This window comes from Niabella beijingensis (assembly GCF_020034665.1).
In the GTDB taxonomy this organism is placed as follows: domain Bacteria; phylum Bacteroidota; class Bacteroidia; order Chitinophagales; family Chitinophagaceae; genus Niabella; species Niabella beijingensis.
In genome coordinates this window covers 2,849,288-2,872,956 of record NZ_JAIQDI010000001.1, presented here as the reverse complement: position 1 = coordinate 2,872,956, position 23,669 = coordinate 2,849,288, and the positions used below count along the sequence as shown (strand labels likewise).

Annotated in this window: 24 protein-coding genes; 4 read left to right on the top strand and 20 right to left on the bottom strand. The window is 47.3% G+C overall.

The window, feature by feature from the left end:
- Window positions 1–167: 167 nt before the first annotated feature.
- The 15 genes from K7B07_RS12000 to K7B07_RS11930 form a co-directional block, all read right to left on the bottom strand.
- Window positions 168–1,070 carry a DUF6607 family protein gene (locus K7B07_RS12000; protein WP_223709906.1) on the bottom strand — a complete coding sequence of 301 codons (903 nt, stop codon included), beginning with the start codon at window positions 1,068–1,070 and terminating at the stop codon, window positions 168–170.
- A 19-nt stretch (window positions 1,071–1,089) separates the two neighbouring features.
- Window positions 1,090–2,166 carry an HmuY family protein gene (locus K7B07_RS11995; protein WP_223709904.1) on the bottom strand — a complete coding sequence of 359 codons (1,077 nt, stop codon included), beginning with the start codon at window positions 2,164–2,166 and terminating at the stop codon, window positions 1,090–1,092.
- Between the two features lie 9 nt (window positions 2,167–2,175).
- On the bottom strand, window positions 2,176–4,218 hold the full coding sequence (locus K7B07_RS11990; protein WP_223711363.1) for a TonB-dependent receptor plug domain-containing protein: 2,043 nt from the start codon (window positions 4,216–4,218) through the stop codon (window positions 2,176–2,178).
- Window positions 4,219–4,717: 499 nt separating this feature from the next.
- Window positions 4,718–5,248 carry a GNAT family N-acetyltransferase gene (locus K7B07_RS11985; RefSeq protein WP_223709903.1) on the bottom strand — a complete coding sequence of 177 codons (531 nt, stop codon included), beginning with the start codon at window positions 5,246–5,248 and terminating at the stop codon, window positions 4,718–4,720.
- A 91-nt stretch (window positions 5,249–5,339) separates the two neighbouring features.
- Window positions 5,340–5,924, bottom strand: coding sequence for a DUF6882 domain-containing protein (locus K7B07_RS11980; protein WP_223709901.1), 585 nt, complete (start codon window positions 5,922–5,924; stop codon window positions 5,340–5,342).
- 34 nt (window positions 5,925–5,958) lie between these two features.
- The gene (locus K7B07_RS11975) at window positions 5,959–6,273 is read right to left on the bottom strand and encodes a DUF4253 domain-containing protein (protein ID WP_223709900.1); all 315 of its coding nucleotides are present in this window, start codon (window positions 6,271–6,273) and stop codon (window positions 5,959–5,961) included.
- A 118-nt stretch (window positions 6,274–6,391) separates the two neighbouring features.
- Window positions 6,392–6,646, bottom strand: coding sequence for a hypothetical protein (locus K7B07_RS11970; RefSeq protein ID WP_223709898.1), 255 nt, complete (start codon window positions 6,644–6,646; stop codon window positions 6,392–6,394).
- A 72-nt stretch (window positions 6,647–6,718) separates the two neighbouring features.
- Entirely contained in the window at window positions 6,719–7,045 is a 327-nt protein-coding gene (locus K7B07_RS11965; RefSeq protein WP_223709896.1) for a four-helix bundle copper-binding protein, read from the bottom strand.
- 157 nt (window positions 7,046–7,202) lie between these two features.
- On the bottom strand, window positions 7,203–9,236 hold the full coding sequence (locus tag K7B07_RS11960; RefSeq protein WP_223709895.1) for a family 10 glycosylhydrolase: 2,034 nt from the start codon (window positions 9,234–9,236) through the stop codon (window positions 7,203–7,205).
- Between the two features lie 172 nt (window positions 9,237–9,408).
- Entirely contained in the window at window positions 9,409–10,785 is a 1,377-nt protein-coding gene (locus K7B07_RS11955; RefSeq protein WP_223709894.1) for a DNA/RNA non-specific endonuclease, read from the bottom strand.
- Window positions 10,786–10,795: 10 nt separating this feature from the next.
- Window positions 10,796–11,197 carry a nuclease A inhibitor family protein gene (locus K7B07_RS11950; protein WP_223709892.1) on the bottom strand — a complete coding sequence of 134 codons (402 nt, stop codon included), beginning with the start codon at window positions 11,195–11,197 and terminating at the stop codon, window positions 10,796–10,798.
- A gap of 318 nt (window positions 11,198–11,515) precedes the next feature.
- The gene (locus K7B07_RS11945; RefSeq protein WP_223709890.1) at window positions 11,516–11,836 is read right to left on the bottom strand and encodes a ferritin family protein; all 321 of its coding nucleotides are present in this window, start codon (window positions 11,834–11,836) and stop codon (window positions 11,516–11,518) included.
- A gap of 91 nt (window positions 11,837–11,927) precedes the next feature.
- Window positions 11,928–12,833, bottom strand: a complete 906-nt coding sequence (locus tag K7B07_RS11940) for a DUF4267 domain-containing protein (RefSeq protein WP_223709888.1) — start codon at window positions 12,831–12,833, stop codon at window positions 11,928–11,930.
- Between the two features lie 93 nt (window positions 12,834–12,926).
- Window positions 12,927–13,514, bottom strand: coding sequence for a Crp/Fnr family transcriptional regulator (locus tag K7B07_RS11935; RefSeq protein ID WP_223709887.1), 588 nt, complete (start codon window positions 13,512–13,514; stop codon window positions 12,927–12,929).
- Between the two features lie 86 nt (window positions 13,515–13,600).
- Window positions 13,601–13,819 carry a DUF4287 domain-containing protein gene (locus K7B07_RS11930; RefSeq protein WP_223709885.1) on the bottom strand — a complete coding sequence of 73 codons (219 nt, stop codon included), beginning with the start codon at window positions 13,817–13,819 and terminating at the stop codon, window positions 13,601–13,603.
- A 225-nt stretch (window positions 13,820–14,044) separates the two neighbouring features.
- Here K7B07_RS11930 and K7B07_RS11925 point away from each other — a divergent pair, with 225 nt between their 5' ends.
- Window positions 14,045–15,052 (top strand): bestrophin family protein, encoded by a 1,008-nt coding sequence (locus K7B07_RS11925; RefSeq protein ID WP_223709883.1) that lies wholly within the window; start codon window positions 14,045–14,047, stop codon window positions 15,050–15,052.
- 1 nt (window position 15,053) lies between these two features.
- Here the strand turns inward: K7B07_RS11925 and K7B07_RS11920 are convergent, their stop codons facing one another.
- On the bottom strand, window positions 15,054–15,902 hold the full coding sequence (locus K7B07_RS11920) for an SRPBCC family protein (protein WP_223709881.1): 849 nt from the start codon (window positions 15,900–15,902) through the stop codon (window positions 15,054–15,056).
- A 149-nt stretch (window positions 15,903–16,051) separates the two neighbouring features.
- On the opposite strand from K7B07_RS11920, the gene K7B07_RS11915 reads away from it, so the two are divergent.
- Both K7B07_RS11915 and K7B07_RS11910 read left to right on the top strand, forming a co-directional pair.
- Complete coding sequence (locus tag K7B07_RS11915) at window positions 16,052–16,627, top strand: ORF6N domain-containing protein (protein ID WP_223709880.1); 576 nt, start codon at window positions 16,052–16,054, stop codon at window positions 16,625–16,627.
- A gap of 70 nt (window positions 16,628–16,697) precedes the next feature.
- Window positions 16,698–17,216 carry a DinB family protein gene (locus tag K7B07_RS11910; RefSeq protein WP_223709877.1) on the top strand — a complete coding sequence of 173 codons (519 nt, stop codon included), beginning with the start codon at window positions 16,698–16,700 and terminating at the stop codon, window positions 17,214–17,216.
- Between the two features lie 39 nt (window positions 17,217–17,255).
- Here the strand turns inward: K7B07_RS11910 and hemL are convergent, their stop codons facing one another.
- The 3 genes from hemL to K7B07_RS11895 form a co-directional block, all read right to left on the bottom strand.
- Window positions 17,256–18,548, bottom strand: a complete 1,293-nt coding sequence (hemL, locus tag K7B07_RS11905; RefSeq protein ID WP_223709875.1) for a glutamate-1-semialdehyde 2,1-aminomutase — start codon at window positions 18,546–18,548, stop codon at window positions 17,256–17,258.
- 159 nt (window positions 18,549–18,707) lie between these two features.
- Complete coding sequence (locus tag K7B07_RS11900; protein WP_223709873.1) at window positions 18,708–19,547, bottom strand: undecaprenyl-diphosphate phosphatase; 840 nt, start codon at window positions 19,545–19,547, stop codon at window positions 18,708–18,710.
- A 66-nt stretch (window positions 19,548–19,613) separates the two neighbouring features.
- On the bottom strand, window positions 19,614–19,865 hold the full coding sequence (locus K7B07_RS11895) for a DUF3098 domain-containing protein (protein ID WP_223709871.1): 252 nt from the start codon (window positions 19,863–19,865) through the stop codon (window positions 19,614–19,616).
- Between the two features lie 376 nt (window positions 19,866–20,241).
- Between K7B07_RS11895 and leuS the strand changes: the two genes are divergently transcribed.
- Window positions 20,242–23,115: a leucine--tRNA ligase gene (leuS, locus tag K7B07_RS11890; protein ID WP_420847744.1), complete on the top strand. Its 2,874-nt coding sequence runs from the start codon at window positions 20,242–20,244 to the stop codon at window positions 23,113–23,115.
- Window positions 23,116–23,194: 79 nt separating this feature from the next.
- Here the strand turns inward: leuS and K7B07_RS11885 are convergent, their stop codons facing one another.
- Window positions 23,195–23,587 carry a DUF4488 domain-containing protein gene (locus K7B07_RS11885; protein WP_223709869.1) on the bottom strand — a complete coding sequence of 131 codons (393 nt, stop codon included), beginning with the start codon at window positions 23,585–23,587 and terminating at the stop codon, window positions 23,195–23,197.
- Between the last annotated feature and the right edge of the window lie 82 nt (window positions 23,588–23,669).

The following is a 23,669-nucleotide window of genomic DNA, read 5'->3' as shown; positions in this document are numbered from 1 at the left end:
AACATACTACAGAGCACAAAAGTGCCATAGGCACGGCCCATAAAGGCACCGCCCCGTCATACCAACCCTTTTTATTCCACCCAATGCAGGTCAAAAACGCAGCCGGGTTTCCGCACAAAAAAAGCCGCCCGTACAAATACGGAGCGGCTCAGCGATACATGAAGAAACTATTGGACGTGCTTTTCCAGCACTGTTTTTATCTTACTATTTACATCGGCAGCAGTAAGCTTTTTCTCCTTCCATTCATCTGCCATTTCAAACAGCCTTGCCATCAGATCGCTGTCCCCGGTCTTTTCCGTCAGCTTTATCCTGTTGCGACTGTCCAGGATCTTTGCCCATTCCTCTTCCAGCGCCAGCCAAAAGCCCTTGTGCTCCTCCCAGTATTTTTCACCGGCGGCACAGTCTTCCTTATCCAGTTTTTCATACCCATTCAATCCCCGCTCTTCCACCAGTAATTTATCGGTGCCGCTGGCCCGGATGATCTTTTTATTTTCCTGTACATGATCATACCCTTTTTCCGTAATCATCAGCCTGTTGGTACGGTTCAGGATATTATAATCCGAACGCTGCGTATATTCCCTTCTTGGCAGCGGTGCGTCGGCGGTACTTTCCCAGATAGTGCGGCCATTTACCACCTGCCAGGGAGCACTGCCCTGGTAGCGGGGTGCATCGGTTACTTCCCACACAGACTGGGACCACCTGCCTTTTACTTCGGCCGCAGGCAGGGAGGCTTTTTCCCAGACCTTATCTCCTTTGTATACCCATTGTACGGGGTTCTCATAAGTCCAGTCCTCGCGCCAGTGTTTTACGATGGTGCCATTGCCCATTACCAGCAGGTGCTGGATGACCACTTTCCGGTCTGTGTTTATAAGCGGCAGTGCCAGCTCTGTAACCCCAATGATCTGTTCCCGTTCGTGGAACTTATAGTCCTTTCCCGGGGCAAAGGTTTCTGCATATTTAAAACTTACTTCAAAACAGCCGCAGAGCTTGTCTACATTTTCTTTTCCTGTTTGTGCCATCGCTGTTGCCGTTGTAACAGCAGCACTCAGTATTAAAACAATTTTCTTCATGTGTTTGTGGATTTATATTCTAATTGATTAATGCATACTCGATCTGGGGTTTGCCGCGGGTGCCGCCATCCTGGGGAGCAAAACTCAGGAACTTCAGTTTGTACGTATTGCCGCTGCCATCTTTAACAATATAAAACCGGTTCTTTCTTACACCTACCGGTTCGCTTGATCCGCCGAGTGAGGAAGTAACCCGCCAGTTGCTGCCGATAATGTCTCTCCTGTTCTGAAAACTGTATTTGGCAACGCTATCCTTATTAAATTGGGAATAGGCGGCCGCTGCAACATCGGCTGAAGCATACACCCTTTCAAAAGCTGTTACACCGGCCAGGTTATTGATAAAAACAAGGTCCGAAAAGCTGTAAGGGATCGTCCCGAACTGGTATACACTCCAACCCCAAACGATGTCCCAGCCTGCTTTTTCCGGTTCCACATTCACCAGGGCGCCTGACAGCAATGAGGCGAACTGAAAATTAAAATCCGCATTTTTTGCGATCTCCAGTGTCCTGAACGTAGTAGCATTTAAAGAGGCATATTGCAATGTATACCCCGTTCCTTTTCTCAGCACCCTGATCTTAAAAATCTGATCTGCCGGCAATATAGAACCGTTGGTGCCGCCCTTTCTGTTTACCACATATACTTTGTTGTTGTCATCCGTTGCCGCCACTTCTGCGATCACGGTTTTAGTCAGGATACTTGATTCCCTTGGATCGTCAATAACAGCAAAGGAGCCATTGCCCTGTCCCAGTTTCAGGGTATCCAGGTCAACATCGGCTTCGGTTACAGCGTTGATATCTGTTTTGTTAATCGCTACAGCAGATACGCCATTGGTATTGTTCAGTATCACTTTAAATTCGTTCCCGCTGTAAAAGCCAAGATCCCAGCTGTCTCTTATCGCCGTTTTCTGTTTATCAGTGCTAAAATCTACAAAAACGGAATTCACCGCGGCGGCTTCACCTGTACCCCCGTCCAGTTGCAGGGTACTGCCCGATGAAGGGGGTATGATGATTAACGGGTCTTTATCCTTTTTGCACGCCACAAAAGCGGTAGCAATGAACGCAACTGCCATTGCCCTTGGTAAAATTGTTTTACGGTTCATGTTGTGTTTTTATTGTTTATTGAAACTAAAGCCCAACCCTATAAAGTATGATCTGCCATAGCTGACCGGTACCGGCCCGCTGCTGCTATGGGCGCCATCACCGCCGATCGTACTGTTTATATTGCTGATATTAAAAATATTCTTTACCCCTGCCTGTATGGAAAGCAGGCTCCATAACTTTTTGGTAAGGGTGACATCTGCCCAATGGAATGCCTCCGTTTTTGCCAGCTGTACTCCCTGACTGATATCTGTGGCATTTTTTAACTGGTATTGTTTCCGGGCGCCGGTAAATTTGTATGCAAGCGCCAGCTGCAGGGAGGGCCCGACAAAATTGTAATAAATATTCGCGTTCACTTCCGGCGACCAGTTCAGTTCGGGCAGCTCCTTATCCTCTTCTTTAAACCGGTTGTACCGGCCGATATAGCTCACACCCCAGTCCAGCTGCAGTTGCCGGAGCACCAGGTTCTGTTGCAACATCATACCGGCCGTTTTGAATTTACTTACGTTAAAAAGAAGGGTTGCCGTGTTATCATCAGGAGCGGTGGCATAATCGATCAGATCATCAAATACATTATAAAAGGCATTGACCGAAAAGGAGGTCTTCAGGTCAGCCCGGTTCCGAAATACATTCCAGGAGACGTTCAGGCTACGTGATGTTTCAGCCTTAAGATCCGGGTTGCCATAAATAGTGTGGTTGGCATCTACAAAATCAAAATACAGCTCGCGCAATGCCGGGGCCCGGTAACCATGTGCGTAAGACAAACGGAAATCGGAGGCTTTCGAAATGCCCAGTTTTATGTTTATTGCAGGAACTACCGGAGGTGCATCATAAATCGAATTTTTAATTACCCGGAAGCCCGGCCGGATATTGATCCGGCTGGAGGGCTTGTATTCCACCGATGCAAAAAGCGCATAATCTGTGATCACCGGATCTCCCTTAATGCGATTGCCCGAAGCATTATCCCGGTTGATCTCCATCCCCGGCTGCAATGAAAATTTTTCATTGATGGTATAAACGCCCTGTGTTCTGAAGAACAGGGTATTGAACTTTGCCAGATCCTGTTCTCCTGCGCCGGAGGTCAGTACCTCGTCCCCCGTTTCAAAATTATGACTGGTACTTTTGGTACGCCGCTGGTAGTCGGTATAAGAAAGAAAAGAGGTCAGGTTGAAACGGTCGCTCAGTTTCCATTGATCCTGTAACTGGTGCAGGTACCGGTTGGTTTTATACAACTGATCAAAGGCCCTGCGCACATCCAGGTTCAGTGCGCCTTTTTTTGTGATCGTTTCATCCAGTACATCCAGCCGGTAGTAAATATCATTTTTGGGAGTGTGATATCCCACGCGGATATTGCCCAGGTATTGTTCTTTGGGGAGCCAGGCTTTTTCTCTTCCGTAATCATCTCCTCCAAACCCGTTAAAAAGAATATGGCTGAGCCCCGCGCTGACTGACAGCGGTATTTTAAATTTATAAGATCCATTGATGGATTGCTGGTGCAGACCTTTGTAACTAAAGGGATAATATTCGTTCCCTGCTGTTTCTTCCTGTATCCTTGCCTGAATACTGTATTTTACAGCATCCGGATTTTTGGTGATGATATTGATCACCCCCGCAAGCGCATCCGAGCCATAGGTCACCGACATGGGCCCTTCCACGATCTCTATCCGGTCAATCGTCTGTACATCAATCTGGGAAAGGCTTTCACGCGTATCGTTCCGGTCCATTACCGGAACCCCGTCCAGCAGGATTTTTATAGAACGGCCGCTCATTCCCATCAGCTGTATGTCGGTTACGCCCAGTGTATTGTCATTGCTGAGCCGCATACCCAGCTGGGTATTCAGCACCTGCATAATGTTAACGGCACCCCGCGCCTGTATCTGTGCCGCAGTGATCACTCTTACATCGTAGACCGACTTTCTGAGGGATTGGGGCTGATACTGGCCCGTGATCACCACCACTTCTTCCATAGCCTGTGCAATGGTATCTGTTGTTACTTTTTGAGCCTGTGCCTGATAAGCAGCTGGCAGTAAACACAGGGTCAGCCAATATTTCATCAAAGTATTCGTCACGTTATAGGAATGAGGATGCAAAGATCGATCACCCACTACGGAACGCTTTTCGCATTCGGGAAAAGAAATTTCGAGATCGGGAAAAGTTTGAACAGGACGGCCGCAGCAACACTGAAACACAATACTGCCGGTTCTTTGACAGCCGCCAGGTCCTGCTTGTACAAAAAGCATAAAAAACCGCACGGATAAAAATCCGCACGGCTGTTCGATTGCTTATTATGAGAAGATCGTCCGTACATGCTTTTATGCATTGCCCGGGACGGGTGCCATAGGAGACAACTATTTATCCACTAACAATGATGCAAAGATGATCCATTCTTCCGGTATCTATTTTCAGAATCGGGAAAAGAAGTTTCGGGATCGGGAAAAATCTGAAACAGGATATCACAGCCACAACAGTGCTGAAACACGGTGCTGCCGGTACTTTGCTAAAAAAAGTTGCGGTCCGGGTTCACAATCGTGTATGCTGTGCTTTTTACTGCTGTCAGATATCCAGTCTTTTTTCATAGGCCCGCCGGGCGGCCCCGCGGAAATAGACTTCGCCGCAATACGTGTATCCCAGTTTTTCAAATACACGAAGCATGCCTGTGTTATCAAAGTTGGTGTCTACTTTAATGCTAAAAATGCCCTGCTTCCGGCATATCTCCTCCACGGCCTGCATCATCCAGGTACCCAATCCTTTTATTGCCTTTCCCTGATCGACAGCCAACCGGTGTATCACCGCATAGGGGCGTTCGGTAAGCCATTTGCCTTCCAGTGCTTCATAGGCCGGCTCCCCGTCAAAAATCAATGCCGTATACGCTACAATATGATCTGCATCATCGGTACAAACATATCCGTATTCTTTCCCGATATCTCTGGCTACGACGGCAGGGTTGGGATAACCATCCTGCCATTGGGAGCTTCCTTCCTGTTTTCTTTTTTCAATCGCCTGTTGGAGCAGCGTCCAGACAGGACCTGCATCGGTGTTGGTCGCTTTGCGTAAGGTCAGTTTTTTATCCGGTACTGATATCATTTAATATGTGCTTAATGTGCAATACTCGTTAAAAAAGGGGAAAAATCCATACATGGCCGACCAGCAATCCCTGCCGGGAAGGGATAGGTCATTATCGGCCGGAAGCAGAAGCAGTATCCACCCGGCGTATGTGTTTAAACAGCATAAAAGAAAAAAGAGAACTGTCTGAAGCCGGTGCCCTGTACGCGCCCTTTGCTTTTAAAAGATAAGCCGCTATAGCCGTCATCTCCCACCCATCCTGTTCATCAGCATTCCACTTGGCGGTCATCAGTTTTTTAAAATTCCGTTTAACACCAAATGCTTTTACTTTTCCTATTTCCGATTTTATTTTTGGTTCAATATATGGATTATCCCAGGCCCAAAGAAAGGTCTGTGATTCCATTGAAACAGACCCAACTTCTTCATAATCGATAGCCAGCTTTTTTATTCCCCCGTCACTAAAACTCAGCTCCCCTGTTAGCTGGTCATAGTACCAGCTCTCATATGCGCCTAAACCGTATAACTGTATACAACGATCCTGCTGCTGCTCCAGGTAGGCATTTGCTTTTTTTGAAAGGTTTTCATAGGAGATCGTATCCAGTTCTGCTATAGGCTTTGCAGGTTTTCCAGACCCGTTCCTGCAATTCGAAAACAAAACCAGGATCAGTAATAAAGTATATATACGGACAAACAGCATTTATAACGGATAATAAAATAATGTGCTCAATAACTTAATCCCACCAAAACTCCAGGCGCCGGTGTTGCTTTAGCTGTTTCGCAAGCGCCTCCACCGAACCCTCGCCCTGATCCACCACATCCGGACAAACGCGGTAGACCTCTTTTGCCAGCTGGTTCCAATCTACAGGCGGGCGGTGAATAATAAATTCACAATAATCTCCGGATGCACCGATCAGTTCCAGCTGGTATTTTTTGTCCAGCCCTTTTATTATAGCCAGCAGACTGTCGTTTGTAATATCATAATTGATACCATCCGTTTGCATCTGTTTCAGTAATTGATATTGATCTGTTCCCTTTACAATACCCATACTATGCCGCCAGTTATCTGAATCGCCTGTTAACTCTACACAGAAGATTGTGTACCCTCTGTTTTTCATACTGTCTTTCAGGCGGTAAATCAGATCGTAATTGTTGTCAATCGTTTCATTAAAAAATAACACCGGTCAAACGGATGGGTTCAAGCTCCGTCACGGTATTATTGGCGTACATTTTACTCCGGGAATAATGAAACGGCTCTACTTCGGCCGCAGTATATTTTCTCAGATCACGTATTATTGAGGGGTCCAGCTTCAGGCTATCACAAATGGCCTTTTCCGATCTGGTAAGTTGATAGCTGTCCTTATCCGGCTGTATAGCACAACTGGAAATAAGAGTGATCCACCCTGCTGCCCAAATTGCCATGAATATCCTTCCCGATTTCATCGCTGCCTTTTGAGCAGAAAGATACACAGATCGTGGAATATTTTCAACACTTTACGCCACCGCCGACTGACCGCATTCCACTGCACACTCATTACAGATCCCGGCACAGGCCCTGCAGTGGTCGTGATCATGTTTACCGCACTCATCCGCGCAAAGCTTACATACTTCTGCGCAGAGCAGTAACACATTCTGTTCGCCAATGCCCAGCTCCAGTAACTGTGCGGTGGTACGGCAAACAGTGGCGCAGGCAATGTCTGTACGTATACAATCGGCCAAGTGTTCCACGTCCTCCTCCCCGAGGCAGGCGGCAGCACAATGATCGCAAACAGCCGCACAACGGTTAAGCAGCGCCGCTAACTGATTTCCTATAAGTTCCATGATATATTTTTTTTATTAAAAACAGATCCCATGAAAGCGGCACAAACAATATGCCTTATTGAAGATCCTACCGGGTTATGACTAAAGCCCGGCAGTATATATTACCGGCTCCCTTCGTTACGAATGTAAGAACAGACCCTGTTTTCTCGCGGTCCTCTTATTGCTTCAGCAGTTCCTTTACCCTGTTTTTCACATACCCGTTCTCAAAAAAAGGGTAGATATTCTTGCCGGGGCAGGTGGTCATTTTACTATGGTTGCGATGAGTGGAAAGGGTTTCCGGTGCTATATTGTACTGTTTACAACATTGTGCAATAAGCCGGGAGAGTACGTCCAGCAAATGAGGCGTCAGTTCCTGCTGTTCATAATTCCCCAGAAAGCAGATCAGTAAATGTCCTGTAGGATCATATTCGGTATTGGTTTCTCCCACGGTCAGCGGGTCACGTCCTTCATATACAGTACCGTCCGGGGCAATAAGATAGTGGTAGGGAATATCGGTCCATTTACGATCGGGCCCCATGCACCAGGTTTGGATATTTTTTAAACGTCTGGCAGCACTGGATGTATCTGAGAGTACTTTGCCTCCCTCATGATGCACGGTTATACGCACCGGGGTATGTCGTTTATACGGTCTGGCCGGTGCAGCCTGCCAGCTGCTGCGGGATAATATGGTCACCTTATTCCATACCGCTTCGGTAGCTGCGCTTTCATTACCGCTGCGATCCACGGCAGATACTGCCACACGTTGCAGCAGGTGTCCGTCCACCTGCATGTTTAATTCCAGTGAACGAGTTGCCGGATCAAGGATCTTATAGTTCCAGCTATTGCCATATCGATAATAGACCACCCAGTGGTATACGTCCTTAGCATCTGTATGCGACCACTGTACCACAGCAGTATCTGCCTGCTGTGTGAGCGTTATGCGGGGAGCCGCGGGTGCCGCCGCATCCAGCCAGGAACTGGCAGGTACCAGTGCCTGTTTTTTATAGGGCCCTTCTGTCAGCGCATTTGCCAGACCAGGATTTTTGATAAGAGAAGAAATGCTCCAGTGCACCACCCCGCTGCCGGCAGGCTGCATACCCCGGTCGATCATGATCTGGTTAATAACCTCTGTTGTATTCGCCTTGCTCGTATCCCTTCCTACGCTGATGCCGGGCCAGAGATGGCGGCTCATCGTATTTTCCCCGGCCCACCATCCCAGCAGCACAGGATAGCTTTGGCCCAAACGGCTGGTGGGCCAGTAAAGCTGTGGCGAAAGATAATCCACCCAGCCTTTGTTGAGCCATAACCGGGCGTCCGCATACAATTCATCATACTGATCAAACCCGGTTACCGATGCAGGATGACCGGGACGCCAGATACCAAAGGGGCTGATACCAAACTTTACGTATTTTTTTTCTTTTTTTATCTCAGCATATAACCGCTGTATAAATGTATTTACACTGTTGCGCCGCCAGTCGCCGCGTGAAAGCCTGCCACCTGATTTCTGGTATTGTACCCAGCTAAGACTGTCCGGAAAATCCTGATTACCATTATAAGAAGGGTAGGGGTAAAAATAATCATCAAAGTGAACGCCATCGATATCATACCGTTTTACGATATCCATTACCACGCTGATGCCATGATCCTGTGTGGCTTTCAGCGAGGGATCAAACCACCAGTATCCCTCCTTCAGTTTCACTACCAGTTCCGGTTTTGTTTTTACAAGGGAACTTTCCGTTACCGGCCCACCGGAAATATGATGCGCACGGTACGGGTTCAGCCACACATGCAGTTCCAGCCCTCTCGCGTGTGCGGCATCGATCCAGAATTGGAGGGGATCATAGAAAGGTTCCGGCGCTTTTCCCTGTGTCCCTGTGAGATAATAGGACCAGGGCTCCAATGCACTTTTATATAATGCATCGGCCTGCGGGCGCACCTGGAAAATAACAGCATTAAAATGATGTACTTTTAAAAAATCCAGCAAAGTGATTGCTTCTTTTTGCTGCTCCGCCACCGGCAAACCAGGCTTTGAAGGCCAGCTGATATTGGCTACCGTGGGTACCCAGGCAGCCCGGAATTCCCGTTCCGCAACAGGAAAAGGCAGGTCTGCAGTAACAGTTGGCCTAACAGTACCGGCTACCGGCCTATGTGAAGTACAGGAATACAGACCAACGAGCGCAAACGAGTAAGCTGTAAAAAATAAAAAGCGCATATACATAGCAGATCAGAATAGATGGATAAATGTACTAAAGAATATAATACAGTGTGGAAATCAGCAACCGCTTTCACAAGAGTTCGTATTACAGGCACCATCGGTCATTCAATAAAAAACCCGCTCTTTAAAAAGCGGGTATCAAGTTAGTTAAAGGCACCGGTGTATTCCATTAGCCAGGGTCTTTTTTTGTTTCCACTGCATTCTGGATCTCTGTGCTTAATTGGGAAAGCAGGTTATATCCCGTTGCTGCTTCGATATCGCGCACTGTAGTGATATATTGTTTCCAATCCGCATTTACAGTGCTGGTATTGGGCGTATTTACCGCCAGCACCCGTGTATCGGCGGTCACACGCGTAAGATCGTTATCTCCGTTATCAATAAACACCACCACTTTCCATACATTGGCAGGCACCGTAATTTTACCGTTATCAATCGTACCAGCGGTTCCATAACTACCCATAATTACATAGGCTTCTTTACCCGCTGTTACCTGTGTACGGATGTATTGCTCCAGGTTATTCCAGGTCTGCTGATTATTCTGAGGCGTTTGGGGAATCATATTGGTCATCAGGAAGGTAGCAGAATTGGCGTCCACACTGCTGGTGCGGTCGGCGCTCGGGCAATTGTGGCCACGATCATAACCGGACCCCATGTAGGAACTGGACTGGACTTTATACCAACCACTGTACAAACCTGCCCAGGCTGCAAAATTATCCTGACGGTCCGCAGCGCCGGTAATATTGCTGGCGTCAATATGCCAGGCCACCCAGTTCGGTGTGGCCCTTGAACTGGAATAAGACTCGATATAGTAGTGCTGGTTGATAAGATAGTTCTCTGCCATAGTAAGCACGGAATCTGCACCGGACGGGTTTCCAAGCAGCAGGTTGGAGTTATCCCCTGTGAGCGGAGGTGCATCCGGCCCGGCGATCACATAGCGGCCCGCGGCCGGAACTGTCGTATCACCTCCTCCCGGTATCGTATCTGTCGGATCTTTAAATCCCGGGTCGCTGGACGCACCGGCAAAAATGATATTATCGATATTAATGCGGGTAGTTCCGGTTTTAATGATACGCACCTGTACCGGCTGTGTACCGGTGATAAGGAAACTGTCCAGCCGGAAGTCTTTGCTGTTTACCGTAACCGGACTGCCGATATTGGTAAAGGTCTGACCGTCGGTACTGGTCTGAAAATTCCAGGTAGAAGGTCCGTCCGATCCGTAAGTGGCAGACAATACATACACTTTTTTCAGGCCGTTGATTTTAAAATTGGTGGTGATGCTGCCTCCTCTTAAACGTACTGACCAGGAGCTGTCTTTTGTGTCGGCCGCCAAATTACCGATAAGGGCATCATTGAACGACCAGCTGCCCGTTCTTAATTCCACATCGGCCAGCGCATACGCAGTTTTTCGCCCGGACTCAAAACTTTCAGTAACTAAATAACTGCTGTCTTTTATCACGGGGGGCGGGGGCTCAATCGGTGGGTACTTGGAACAGCTGTAGAGGGCTACCAGCAACAGTAGCGTTAAGAAGGCGTTTATTTTTTTCATAACTGAGGGTTTACGATTCTATTGAGGTGGTCTTTATCCCGGCAACGGTCTGATCGGGCAACAGGCCCAGGATATAGATGGGCACCTGCACGCCCGCTTCCACACGGTAAACCTGCAGCTGCGTCAGCCGGGCATTTAAAAAGTCATACAATGCTTTTATCTTTTGTGCATTGGCCACAACGGGAGCGTCGGCGGGATCCGCCGTCCGTTGTACTTTTGAAAAAAACTGCTCCGCAGTATGGGCTTTTACCTGTGTGCTTTGCGCACCGGACAGCTCGGCTACTTTAGCAACTATTGAATCCGGGGACAGGGCATCCAGCTGCTGTATTTCAAAAGGATATTCCGATTCGCTGATAAAAACAACACCCCTGGTGTGTTCCTGCAATTGCGTTAAAAATTCTGATGTATTCATAAGGCTAAAGTAGCCAAATGCACTGCGTTATGATCCTGTTAACAGAAAAATAATCCACCGGCACAGCCGTCCGAATTGTTGTACAAACAGATCCGGTTGTGTTACAGGTAAATGTAACGGGCGAGGTTGGACCGGTAACACCTGGTATTGTTATTTTCCTGACAGGTAATAAAGAGTGTGCATCGGGCAGAGGGTATCACAGATCATAAAGGCCTATAAAAAATCATGCGGTAATCAAATAAATAACCCGGTAGTATACGGGGGCCCGATTCCCGTTATTAGTAACAGGAATTTACCCAAACCATAAACCGCGCACTGTTATGCACCCTCCGCTTTATCTTCGGCCTTTTCTGCGTTCTTTATAATATCTCCTTCCCTGAATAATATATTCTTCACAACAAGGCGCCATTCTTTCTTTTTACGCAGCAGGAATTCCAGGTCCATAGCAAAGTGGATGAACTCCTCCTGTTGGGCATGCTGCATTATTTTTTTGGCCTCCCGGTCCTTTTCAACGTGGATCCGTTGTTCGTACCAGTCGATGGCTTCTGCTTCTTCGATCAGCGACTGTATCATCCGGGCAAAAGTACGTACCGGTTGAGAGAGCTCTCCGGGCGGTTCATGGTATTGATCAAATCCCATTGTCTTTGATTTTTAAATGAACAGATATACAACGTAAAATACGATACAAATTTTAAGCCATGTTTATAGGTCGCTTTACGCAGTCTGGCTTTCAGGCTGGCATGGGAAAACAATAACGATTGATCAATGCATTTAACCGGCCGCATTTCCTGCCCAGCCAGGCAAGAAGCGCAAACAACGGCACAGCCATTTTAGCCATGCCTGCAGGTTTTGAATCGCTCAGGTATAAAAACAATGCCAGGTCGGTTAATCTTTTGGGAATTCCTCTTTTATTTGCCAAACCATCATTGGCCAGCCCGGTCAGTATTTGTCCGGCCTGTTCAAACCGGAGGTTACCCGGCGTTATAAGCGTTCTTATCCGGCAGCTCACGCCTGTATTATTATAAAACGAATGCAGCTCAAGGGCGTCGATTGTAATACGGTCCCCTTTTTTCAGTTGATAATAGTTACCGCTCTTGCCTACCTGAAGACGGCCTTCCAGCAATTCAAATGTTTCTGCAAACAAGGTATGATAATGCCAGGGCGTTTTATCTCCCGGGTAAATGGTGGCTTCTGTAACCGTTTCGGCATGACTGGCAGCAGAATGAATAACCTGCACCGGCTTACGCACAACAACAGGCACCTTCTTTTTACGTACAAGCAGTAACGGACCAATGATTATGCAAATAAGAACAGCTGTAAGATGTGGCATCAGTAACGCGAGATCATCGTTTTTGCTCCATACGATCAGCAGGTCTCCAAAAGGCACCACTGTTGCGGCCAGCAGACTGATCCCCAGCGCGCGACGCTGGTTGGTACAAACAAGCAGCAGAATCAGCAAACCGGAAAAGAGATCCCGGATACCCTTAATCATGTGAAAAGAAAAGTCACCGCTGGTATCAACGTTGACCCCGTAGGCCCGCATCGCAACTTCAGGATCGAGCAAAAAGCGGGCACCGATAAATAGCAGGCCCAGACCGGTAAGAAGGCAAACAGCCAATGCAATTTTTGTTGTCATATATTTTTATTTTGTTTCGACAACAAAATTCAGACAGGTATGCCGGCAATTGATGCACCTGGGTTAATAAATGATTTGCTCCTGTATGGTGTTTCAGAAATCTTTGGCACCCTGGTGAAGAATTCTTTTCCGGATGCGGCTAAGGGATTGAGGCTTTACCCCTACAAAAGATGCGATATGGTACTGGGATACCCGCTGGCCCAGGTCAGGATGTTCTGTGATGAATTTCCGGTACCTGGCTTCCGGAGTATCTGTATAAAAAGAATTAAGATCCGCCAGTGCCTGGATGAAGACCTGCTCAATAATGACCCTGCCCATCCGTTCGCCATGTTTTAATTCCTGATACAGCTTTTGCAGGTTGGCATAAGTGATCACATACAGTTCGCTATCCTCCAGTGCCTGTATACTTTGCAGTGATGGGATCCGGGGTACAAAGCTGCCGTAGTTGCTAATAAACTGGTGCTCCTGTAAAAAGCCGTAGGTCTTTTCCTCTCCGTCTACATTAATATAGAAACGCATCAGCCCCTTGCTGATAAAGCCTGCATACTTGCAAATCGCTCCTTCCGATAAAAAGTAAGATCCTTTTTTATACTTCCTCGCGGTAAAAAGCCGGCCAATGACCTGCTCCTCTTTTGAAGTCAGCGGAATAAGCGACCTGACCGCCTGGATTAATTGCTGCATGATTAAAAGCCCGTCTCGTTGGATAAATATAAGAAGGTTTTATGTGACAGAGGGTATCTGTTGTTTGTACCGTTGCATGCCTGAGATCATTCGGTCTTCCCCTTGAACGCCGCGTAGATCGCCATGGCATGCCCGTGCCCCAGTTCAAACTCCTCCTTAAGCCAGTTCGTGATCTCTGTTGCCTTTACCGCAGGTGCTATTTGTCCGCCTTTAAGAAACCCTTTCTTCTCTGCCAGTTTCTTAAAATCTTCGGGGCTTTTTCCCGTCTTCTTTTTAATGTTGTCTATGTACGCCTGAAATGACATGCTGATTCGTTTAAATTTATACCGGATAAGTTGTACTCTGCAAAAATAAATGGTCTTTACGAACATTAGGAACGAAAGCGCATTAAGAATGACCCATAACTCAACGGTGCTTAACTTCTTAATGGGTTAAAACATAAAGGAACTGCAGTATTCTATTGATTTTTGAAAGAGATGCAGCAATAAAGGAATTACTTATTAAATTCGTTGTACCTATTTTATACCATCATGCATACCGGACGAAGATATACTCCGCTTGAGTTTTTCAGGTGGAGTTTAAAAGATACGCTTTGGCTGCTTGTGATAGCCACGATCCCTACTGTATTGTACAAACTGGGTTTTTATTTCATTGCTCTTCCCTGGCAGCCGATTGCTATATTAGGCACAGCCCTGGCCTTCATTGTTGGATTCAAGAATAACGCAAGCTATGGACGGATCTGGGAGGCGCGGCAGATATATGGCGGTATCATTAATGACAGCCGCAGCTTTGCCTATACCCTTCGTGACACATTAGGCGGCGATCAGCCGGAACTGTTAAAAAAAATGTTTTACCGTCATTTTGCCTGGCTGACGGCTTTAAGATTTCAGCTCAGGGAACCCCGCAGCTGGGAGAATATGCAGCGGCACAGTAACCAGGACTTTTTGAAGGGACGATATCGTATTCCGGAACGGGAAAGCAGACTGGAGGATGAACTGAACAACTACCTGCCGGAAGATGAACTCCATTATATCCTTTCTAAAAAGAACCGGGCAACACAGCTTATTGCATTACAATCCGAGGCCCTGGCAATATTGAAAAAAGAAGGAACCCTGAACGATTTTCAGTGGGTCACGCTACAGAACAGTATTACTAAATTTACAGACGGACAGGGAAAGGCAGAACGGATCAAAAATTTTCCTTATCCCCGCAATTTTGCTTCTGTAACTACCTACCTGCTCTTTATCTTTATTGTATTGCTTCCTTTCGGCCTTTTAAAAGAGTATAGTAAACTTGGGGATGGCACGTTCCTGGAAGGATATACCATCTGGTTCAACATTTTTCTTTCGGCTGTGGTGGCCTGGGCCTTTCATATACTTGATACCATTGGGGAAAGCGCGGTAAACCCGTTTGAAGGCAGCGCCAACGATATTCCTATTACACAGATCAGCCGCACGATCGAGATCGACATGCGGGATATGCTGGATGAAAAAGCACTTCCGGAGCCGGTTCTTCCAAAGAACAATATTGTTTTGTAAATCAGGTGTCATACACTGCTATTGCGGCCTCCATGCTTCTTCCCGTACGATCAAACAACAAGGTAAGGTTTGTCTGAAAGGAAGACTGCATCAGTTTTTGTTCCCAATCTTCTGGGGTGAAAAGGAAGCGGTCTGACATTTTTTTCAGAAACCGCTCCCACCCCGGATACGATTCTTCAACAGTAATGCAGCTACCGTTTTTTGTAAACAGGTCAAGGCAAATTTCGTCGGTGGTAATAAGATCCCTTTTATAAGCAAAAATCGTTTCGATATCAGACCAGTAATAATAGCTGCGCAGGTATTTTTCCTGCAACAAAAATCCCTGGTTCGTGTAAGAAAAAACGCCGGCGCATTCCAGTACCTCTAACTTTTGTTCTGCATTCAATACATGCATTCCCATTGCTGATTCTGCAACAACTTTTATCACCTTGTTGCGCTCTGTTAAAAAACGGGTGAGGTATCGTTTCATAATAACGGCATCTACCAGGCGCCCCAGCATGCCCAGCGGCGATTGAAAACAAAATACATCTTTCATCAACGTACCGTTTTCCACTTTATGAAAATAATGATCGTGCTTTATAAACCGGAAAGCACCCTGGAGTTGCTCATCCCTGAAATGAACCGGCCGGTTGTATGCGGTGATCTTTGATGTCAGCTTTTGACGCACTCCAAAATGGGTTGCCTGCCAGGTTACGGTTTCTCCCGCACCAATAAGACCGCTGGTTCTTCCTCCAACGGCTTTTTCGTTTGTTTGTGCCGTGGACAAACTATGCAGATCGATACTCCTGGAAAGATCAAAACAGGTTTCCGCAGCTGCATGAATGATGGTTTCCAGTTCTATCACGGGCATATCTGCTCAGATTTTGAATGCTGAATAATAAAAACAAAGGTACAGCACGAAACGGACAAGGCGGGATATGCGCTCCGGCAGCATAACATCCTAGAAAAACAAACACTTTACAATTATTTTTTATATTTTAGCGTTAAATACCTGACCATATGCAAATCATCCGCAGTATCCAAAACCGCATCTATACCATCCGTGGAGAAAGAGTGCTCCTTGATTTTGACCTGGCACTATTATATGAAGTTGAAACGCGGGTTTTGAACCAGACGGTGAAAAGAAACAACAAGCGATTCCCTGCTGATTTCATGTTTCAGCTGACAAAAGAGGAGAAGCTGCTATTAATACCGCAAATAGAAGCATTAAACAATAATAATCAATCGACTACGGGTATGTCATCACAATTTGTGATGACATACCCTGGAAAACGGCCCAAAACAGCACTCCCTTACGCTTTTACGGAACAGGGAATAGCCATGCTGAGTGGTCTGTTAAACAGCGAAAAGGCCATCCAGATGAATATCGCTATCATGCGGGCCTTTGTGGAGATCCGAAGGATCCTGCTGGAGCAGGGCGATATAAAAGAACAGCTAAAACAGCTTCAGCAGCATATTACCGAACACGATGTACAGCTTTCTTCCATCTATGATGCTATAGAAAATCTGCTGGATGAAAAAGCGGCGCAACAAAAATGGAATGCCCGCGAACGGATCGGGTTTAACAGGCCATAGGCACTTTGATGAAGATCAAATACAATTAACAGTAAAGAAGTCGGTGGTAATTTGGTAAGTTCGCGACAAGATGTTAACAATTCCGGAATCACTATCTGCATTCAATAACAGCATCCAGCTGTGGATCGGTTATCTTGATGCTTACACACTGCAGCAACTGCAACAACGCCCCGCCCCGGTAAGCTGGTCGCTGGGTCAGGTTTACATGCACCTTATCAGTGATACCACATTTTATATGGAACAGATGGAAGCGGCCCTGGCAACAGATGAACATGTAAGCAGCGAAATGACGCCTGCAGCCACTGCTATGTTTACTTCCAATGCCTTCCCCGATCAGCGGCTGGAGAATCCTTTTAACGATATCAATCTTCCTCAACCCCTGAGTAAAGAACAGCTCTTCCGGGAATTAACGGCCATCAGGGAAAAAGTCATTCAGCTCTTCGCTGATGCAGATCACCGGGGAGGTAAAACACTGCATCCGGGGTTTCAGTATTTCAGCGCTGCTGAATGGCTGCAGTTTGCAGCGATGCATTTACAACATCATCTGCGGCAAAAAGAGCGGATCGATGCGGTAATCGCAGCAACCTGACCTTCCGGCAAACATATCAGCTTGGCAGCCAACATTAAATCATCCGATCTCTTCCAGGCTTTCTTTTACCGCCTGTATTGTTTGATCCAGGTCTTCCTGCGTCAATGCATTATTCAGAAACCAGCTTTCAAAAGCTGAGGGAGGAAGATAAATACCGCGTTTCAGCAACGCATGGAAGAATTGGTTGAACCGCGCAATATCCGATGCCGCCGCTGTTGCAAAATTTACCACCGGTTGAGCAGAGAAATGGATACTGATCATACTGCCAAACTGATTGACCACATAGGGCTGCCCCCAGGCGCCCAATACCTTATCCAGTCCGTCTTTCAGGTAGATCGTTTTTTCATCCAGTTCCGTCAGCAATTGCGGATGCTCTTTCAGTGCTTTCAGGAGGGTCAGCCCGGCCGTCATTGCTACCGGGTTACCGCTTAAGGTGCCGGCCTGGTATACGCCACCCAGCGGTGCCACCACCTCCATAATATGCCGTTTGCCCCCAAAGGCACCTACCGGCATCCCGGCCCCGATCACCTTACCATAGGTTACCAGGTCCGCATTAATTTTCAGCCGCTCCTGTGCACCACCCAATGCCAGGCGGAACCCGTTCATCACTTCATCAAAGATCAAAACAATCTGCTCTTCATCGCAGATCCGGCGCAGGCCTTCCAAAAATCCCGGCTCCGGAACGATACATCCCATATTACCCGCCACAGGCTCCACAATGATCGCCGCGATTTCACCTTTGTTCTCATTCACCAGTTGCGCTACTGCTGCCAGGTCATTGTACGCACAGGTAAGCGTGTCATTGGCCGCACCGGCAGTAATACCCGGAACGGTTTGAATATTAAAGGTAGCCACACCACTGCCGGCTTTTACCAGGAAGGGATCGGCATGACCATGATAGCAGCCTTCAAATTTGATGAATTTATTGCGTCCGGTATACCCCCGGGCCACCCGGAGCACACTCATACAGGCCTCGGTTCCGCTGTTCACCATACGGATCAGATCTACATTGGGCACCATGGATTTGATCAGTTCGGCCATTTCCACCTCGATCTCCGTAGGCGCACCAAAAGAGGTAGCTTTTTCCACTTGTTGTTGAATGGCTTTTACCACCGGCTCATACCCATGTCCCAGGATCATCGGGCCCCAGGAAGCGATATAATCGATATAACGTTGTCCTTGTACATCGTACAGGTAAGCGCCTTTTGCTTTCTCAAAAAATACGGGTGAGCCTCCCACACTTTTAAAAGCCCGTACAGGCGAATTGACTCCACCGGGAATACTTTGCTGCGCACGTTCGAATAATGTTTTGCTGGATTCGTATGTATACATGATGTGAATAGTGAATGGTCAATTATGAAGCGGCGGATACCGAACTTAAACGTAACAGGATGGCCAGCATTTTGTTCGTTAAGGATCGTCAATTTGGAGTCATGGTATTAAAGCGGCGGTGACTCTATGACTTTTCACGCTCCACTTTTTCCTATTTCCTTATCCGGCGATCACCCCTTTGTAAATCAATATCAGCAAAACCGCCCCGGCAATGATCCGGTACCAGCCAAAGGCTTTAAAACCATATTTTTTCAGAAAATCAATAAAAAATTTAATCGCCAGAATGGCCACCACAAAAGCCACCACATTCCCTACAATAAAGGCAATGGTATTGTCCTTTGAGGCAAGGATAAGTTCATAGCCTTTTTGGGTAACACCGCTTTGGGTCCATTTCTTTAAGAACAGTGAATACAGTGTGGCTGCTGCCATGGTGGGCACTGCCAGGAAAAAGGAAAACTCTGCTGCTACATTCCGGGTCATTTTCTGCTGCATACCACCGATGATAGATGCCGCACTACGGCTCACTCCCGGAACCATGGCCACCACCTGCCACAGCCCGGTGACAAACGCCCTGGAAAAGGAGACCTGGTCGATTGTTTTAACGGTTGGATGATTGAACATCCGGTCGATCACTAAAAGCACAAATCCCCCGGCCAGCAATGTTATTGCAACCACCTTTGGACTTTCCAGCAGTTCATCGATCTTATCAGAGAATAAATACCCCAATACCAGTGCAGGGATAACACCGGCGATAAGTTTAAGATAAAAGGTCCAGTTAATGCCGCCTTCCGCTTTTGAAGGAAAGAACCGGCGCCAGTACAGTACCACCACGGCCAGGATAGCGCCCAGCTGTATGGAGACCTCAAACAATTTGGTAAACTCTTCTTTTTCGATGCCCATAAACGAACTGGCGATGATCATATGCCCGGTGGAAGAAATGGGCAGGTACTCTGTAATACCTTCAACAATTGCGATAATGATGGCCTGAATTATACTCATAAAGTGCTTTTAAAAAATAAGGCGACACAAAAGTAGCCGCCTTAAATTTCTTTTATTGAAAAACGCTTAGTTTTTTTCCGTCGATGATTTTTTAAAAATGGCATAGATCTCAATGGCCAGGCCGATAAAAATAAGTATCGGTGCAACAGTAATGCGGGTAGCACTGTAGACCGCGTTCTTGTCGAACACATGCGGGTCGTCGCTTTTTCCGCCCGACATTAAAAACATACCCAACGCCATTACCACAGCTCCGATAAGCATCCACATATAATTGGACTTTGAAAACATGGAAGGAGTATTGCTGTTTGATGTAGCCATTGTCTGTCGATTTTTGGACTGCAATATAAGTAATTATGAGAAATGGCCCGGTGGGAACAACCAAATGGGGGTACATTTATTCATTTTTTACCAAATACGATCTACAGGTGACCGGTTATACTGCCCGGGCATCGAAGGGCTTCCGCAGACCCTGCCCGCTCAGCGCCGGTTGCACCCAGACCGGTAGCGGATGCCCTGGTGATTGCTTTTATTTGCGGCCACCTGAATCCGGCCACATCATTGTTTTCCTGTAGTCCGCCTTTATCTGCGGATCCGTGGCTTCATTTGCCTTCAAAATACCGCCCGGACCTGCTTTTTTGAGCATACATTGCTTAAATTTGCCCCCCAAGCCAGGTTTCCTGATTTTTTGTTGAAAATGAAGCACAAAAATCCTTTTCAAACGCTAAGGAAGGGACCGGATCAATACAGCATTATGGAGTATAATTTTAACGGAATAGAGAAAAAATGGCAGCGCTACTGGGCTGAGAACAGCACCTACACGGTTTCCAATAAAAGTGATAAACCCAAATATTATGTACTGGATATGTTCCCTTATCCCAGCGGGGCAGGGTTACATGTGGGACACCCCCTGGGCTATATTGCCAGCGATATTTATGCACGGTACAAACGGTTGAAAGGATTTAATGTGCTGCACCCTATGGGATATGACGCCTTTGGCCTTCCGGCCGAACAATATGCCATTGAAAACGGCATTCATCCGGCTGTCTCAACCGAAAAAAATATTACTACTTTCAGAAACCAACTGGATAATATCGGTTTTTGCTTCGACTGGAGCCGGGAGGTGCGCACCAGCGACCCGGGGTATTATAAATGGACCCAATGGATCTTCCTGCAATTGTTTGAAAGCTGGTTCAACCGTAAAACACAGAAAGCAGAAGGCATCCGGCAGCTTGTTGAACTTTTTCAGCAGGAAGGAAACAGGAATCACCCGGTTCCCAACGAAAAATTTCAAATCCCGGGTCTCGGTTCTCAACGGTTCACCGCAGAAGAATGGAATGCGTTTGATGAAACCACCCAACAGGCCTTATTGATGGAATACCGCCTGGCCTACTGCGGTTACGGGGAAGTGAACTGGTGTGAAGCCCTGGGCACCGTTCTGGCAAATGATGAAGTGGTGAATGGTGTAAGTGAACGCGGAGGCTATCCTGTAATAAAAAAGAAACTGCGCCAGTGGTACCTGCGCATTACGGAATATGCGGATCGCCTGCTGGAAGGCCTACAGCAGGTCGACTTCAGCGAAGCAATGAAAGAAATGCAAAGCAACTGGATCGGGAAGTCCAGCGGCGCAGAAATTGATTTTGACATCAAATCCCAGATCTCAGATCTCAAATCTCAAATAAGAGTATACACCACCCGCCCGGATACCATATTTGGTGTGGATTTTATGGTGATCGCGCCGGAGCTGGACCTGGTGGACCAGATAAAAACACCCGGACAGGCCGCGGCGGTAGACGAATACATTGCTTATGTAAAAAGCAGGAGTGAACGGGAACGGATGGCGGAAAAAAAGATCACGGGCGTATTTACAGGCGCTTATGCCATCAATCCCTTCGATGGCCGCGAGATCCCCATCTGGATCAGCGAGTACGTACTGGCCGGCTATGGCACCGGAGCCATCATGGCTGTCCCCTGCGGCGATGAGCGTGATTTTAAGTTCGCCGGGCATTTCAATATCCCTGTCACCAACATCATCGGTGCGCATTTTAATGGCGAAGAAGCAAATCCTACCAAAGATGCCATACTGGAAAACTCCGGTTTTTTGAATGGCGTTCCCATGCGGGAAGCCATGGAAACGGTGATCAAAGCGATCCAAGAAAAAGGGATCGGTACCCGCAAAGTAAATTATAAAATGCGCGATGCTGCTTTCAGTCGCCAGCGTTACTGGGGTGAGCCCTTTCCGATCCAATGGAAAAAAGGTACCGCTTACCCGCTGGACGCAGCTGCATTACCGCTGGAACTGCCACAGGTGGACAGCTACAAACCCGGGCCGGAAGGAGAGGGCCCCCTGGCCAATATCCCCGAATGGGTGGCCCGTGAGCTGGAGACCAATACCATGCCCGGTTATGCCGGATCCAGCTGGTACTTCCTCCGTTACATGGATCCCAAAAACGATCAGGAATTCGCCGGCAGGCAGGCCACCGATTACTGGAACCAGGTAGACCTTTATATCGGCGGTACCGAACATGCTGTGGGGCACCTGCTGTACAGCCGTATGTGGACAAAAGCCCTGTATGATCTCGGGTACATCGGTTTTGACGAACCATTTAAACGCCTGGTGAACCAGGGTATGATCCAGGGAAGCAGCCGCTTTGTATACCGGATCAATGGTACCAATGAGTTTGTCTCGCACGGACTGATTGCCGCTGATGAGACCTATAACGGCCAGGTACTGGATAAGATCCATGTAGACGTGAATTTTGTGGATGGGGTGGAGCTGGATCTTGAGGCTTTTAAGAAATGGAAAAATAATGAGTTTGCAGCCGCAACATTTATCCTGGAAAATGGGAAATACCTCTGCGGCACCGAGACCGAAAAAATGTCCAAAACCAAGTTCAATACCGTGAACCCGGATGACCTGGTGGTAAAATACGGGGCCGATACCTTCCGTATGTACGAAATGTTCCTGGGGCCGGTGGAAATGAGCAAACCCTGGGATACCAAAGGCATTGAAGGGGTGCACCGTTTTCTTAAAAAATTATGGCGGCTTTTCTATAAAGAGCAGGCCGACGGCAGCTTTGCCGCTGTTTGGACAGATGAAGCACCCACCGCCGCCGAACTGAAAGCATTGCACAAAAGCATAAAGAAAATAGAGGACGACAATGAACGTTTTAGTTTTAATACCGGTGTAAGCGCCTTTATGATCCTCGTGAACGAGCTGACAGACCTGAAATGCCATAAAAAACAGGTACTGGAACCCATGCTGATCATGCTTTCCTCTTATGCGCCGCATGTTGCAGAAGAGCTGTGGCAGGCACTGGGCAACCGTTCCAGCATCCTGGACGCCGCCTTTCCCGTATTTGAAGAAAAATACATCCGGGAATCCGATAAGGAATATCCCATTTCCATCAACGGGAAAATGCGTACTACCATGATCCTTTCACTGGAGGCCTCACAGCAGGAAGTGGAACAGCTGGTGCTGGGAAACGAAACCGTACAAAAATGGGTGGAGGGTAAGACACCCAAAAAGATCATCTATGTAAAAAACAAGATGGTGAATATTGTAATCTGATAACAGCCGCGCAAAGACGGATCATTAAAAGCCGAATAAAAGACCCTGCCTTTTATTCGGCTTTTCTGTCTGGTTTCAATCACTGACCGCCAATCAGCTTCAGTTTTTTATATTCCTCGGTGAAGGACTTCCCCTCAACCTTATACGAAAGATGCAGGAGGCTGTCGCCGGCAAGCCGGTATTGTACCAGCTTTTGCGTACCATTCTGTTCGCCGAAAGAAGAGCGGATCGTCTTTTCCACATACCTTCCGGATGGACGCAGTTCATAGGTCCCCTCCAGCGAGATTCCAAAGCCCTCATCCCCGAGACCAATGTTTATTGTGGTGCCATCCGCATTAAACTGCTTCAGCAGTCCTGTAGATGCCCCCTCCATCTGAAGCTCCCAGATGCCCAGTAACGGGTTTTGAGGTTGCGGTGCCAGCGCCATTAACAGGAGTGCCATTCCGGGGATCAAAAAAAAGCGCTTTTTCATGTTATTGAGATTTGATGATTGAAAGATAAAGGATTCTTCCCGTTGTACGGTTTTTGGCTGCGCGGGTCTTTTTTAACAGAAT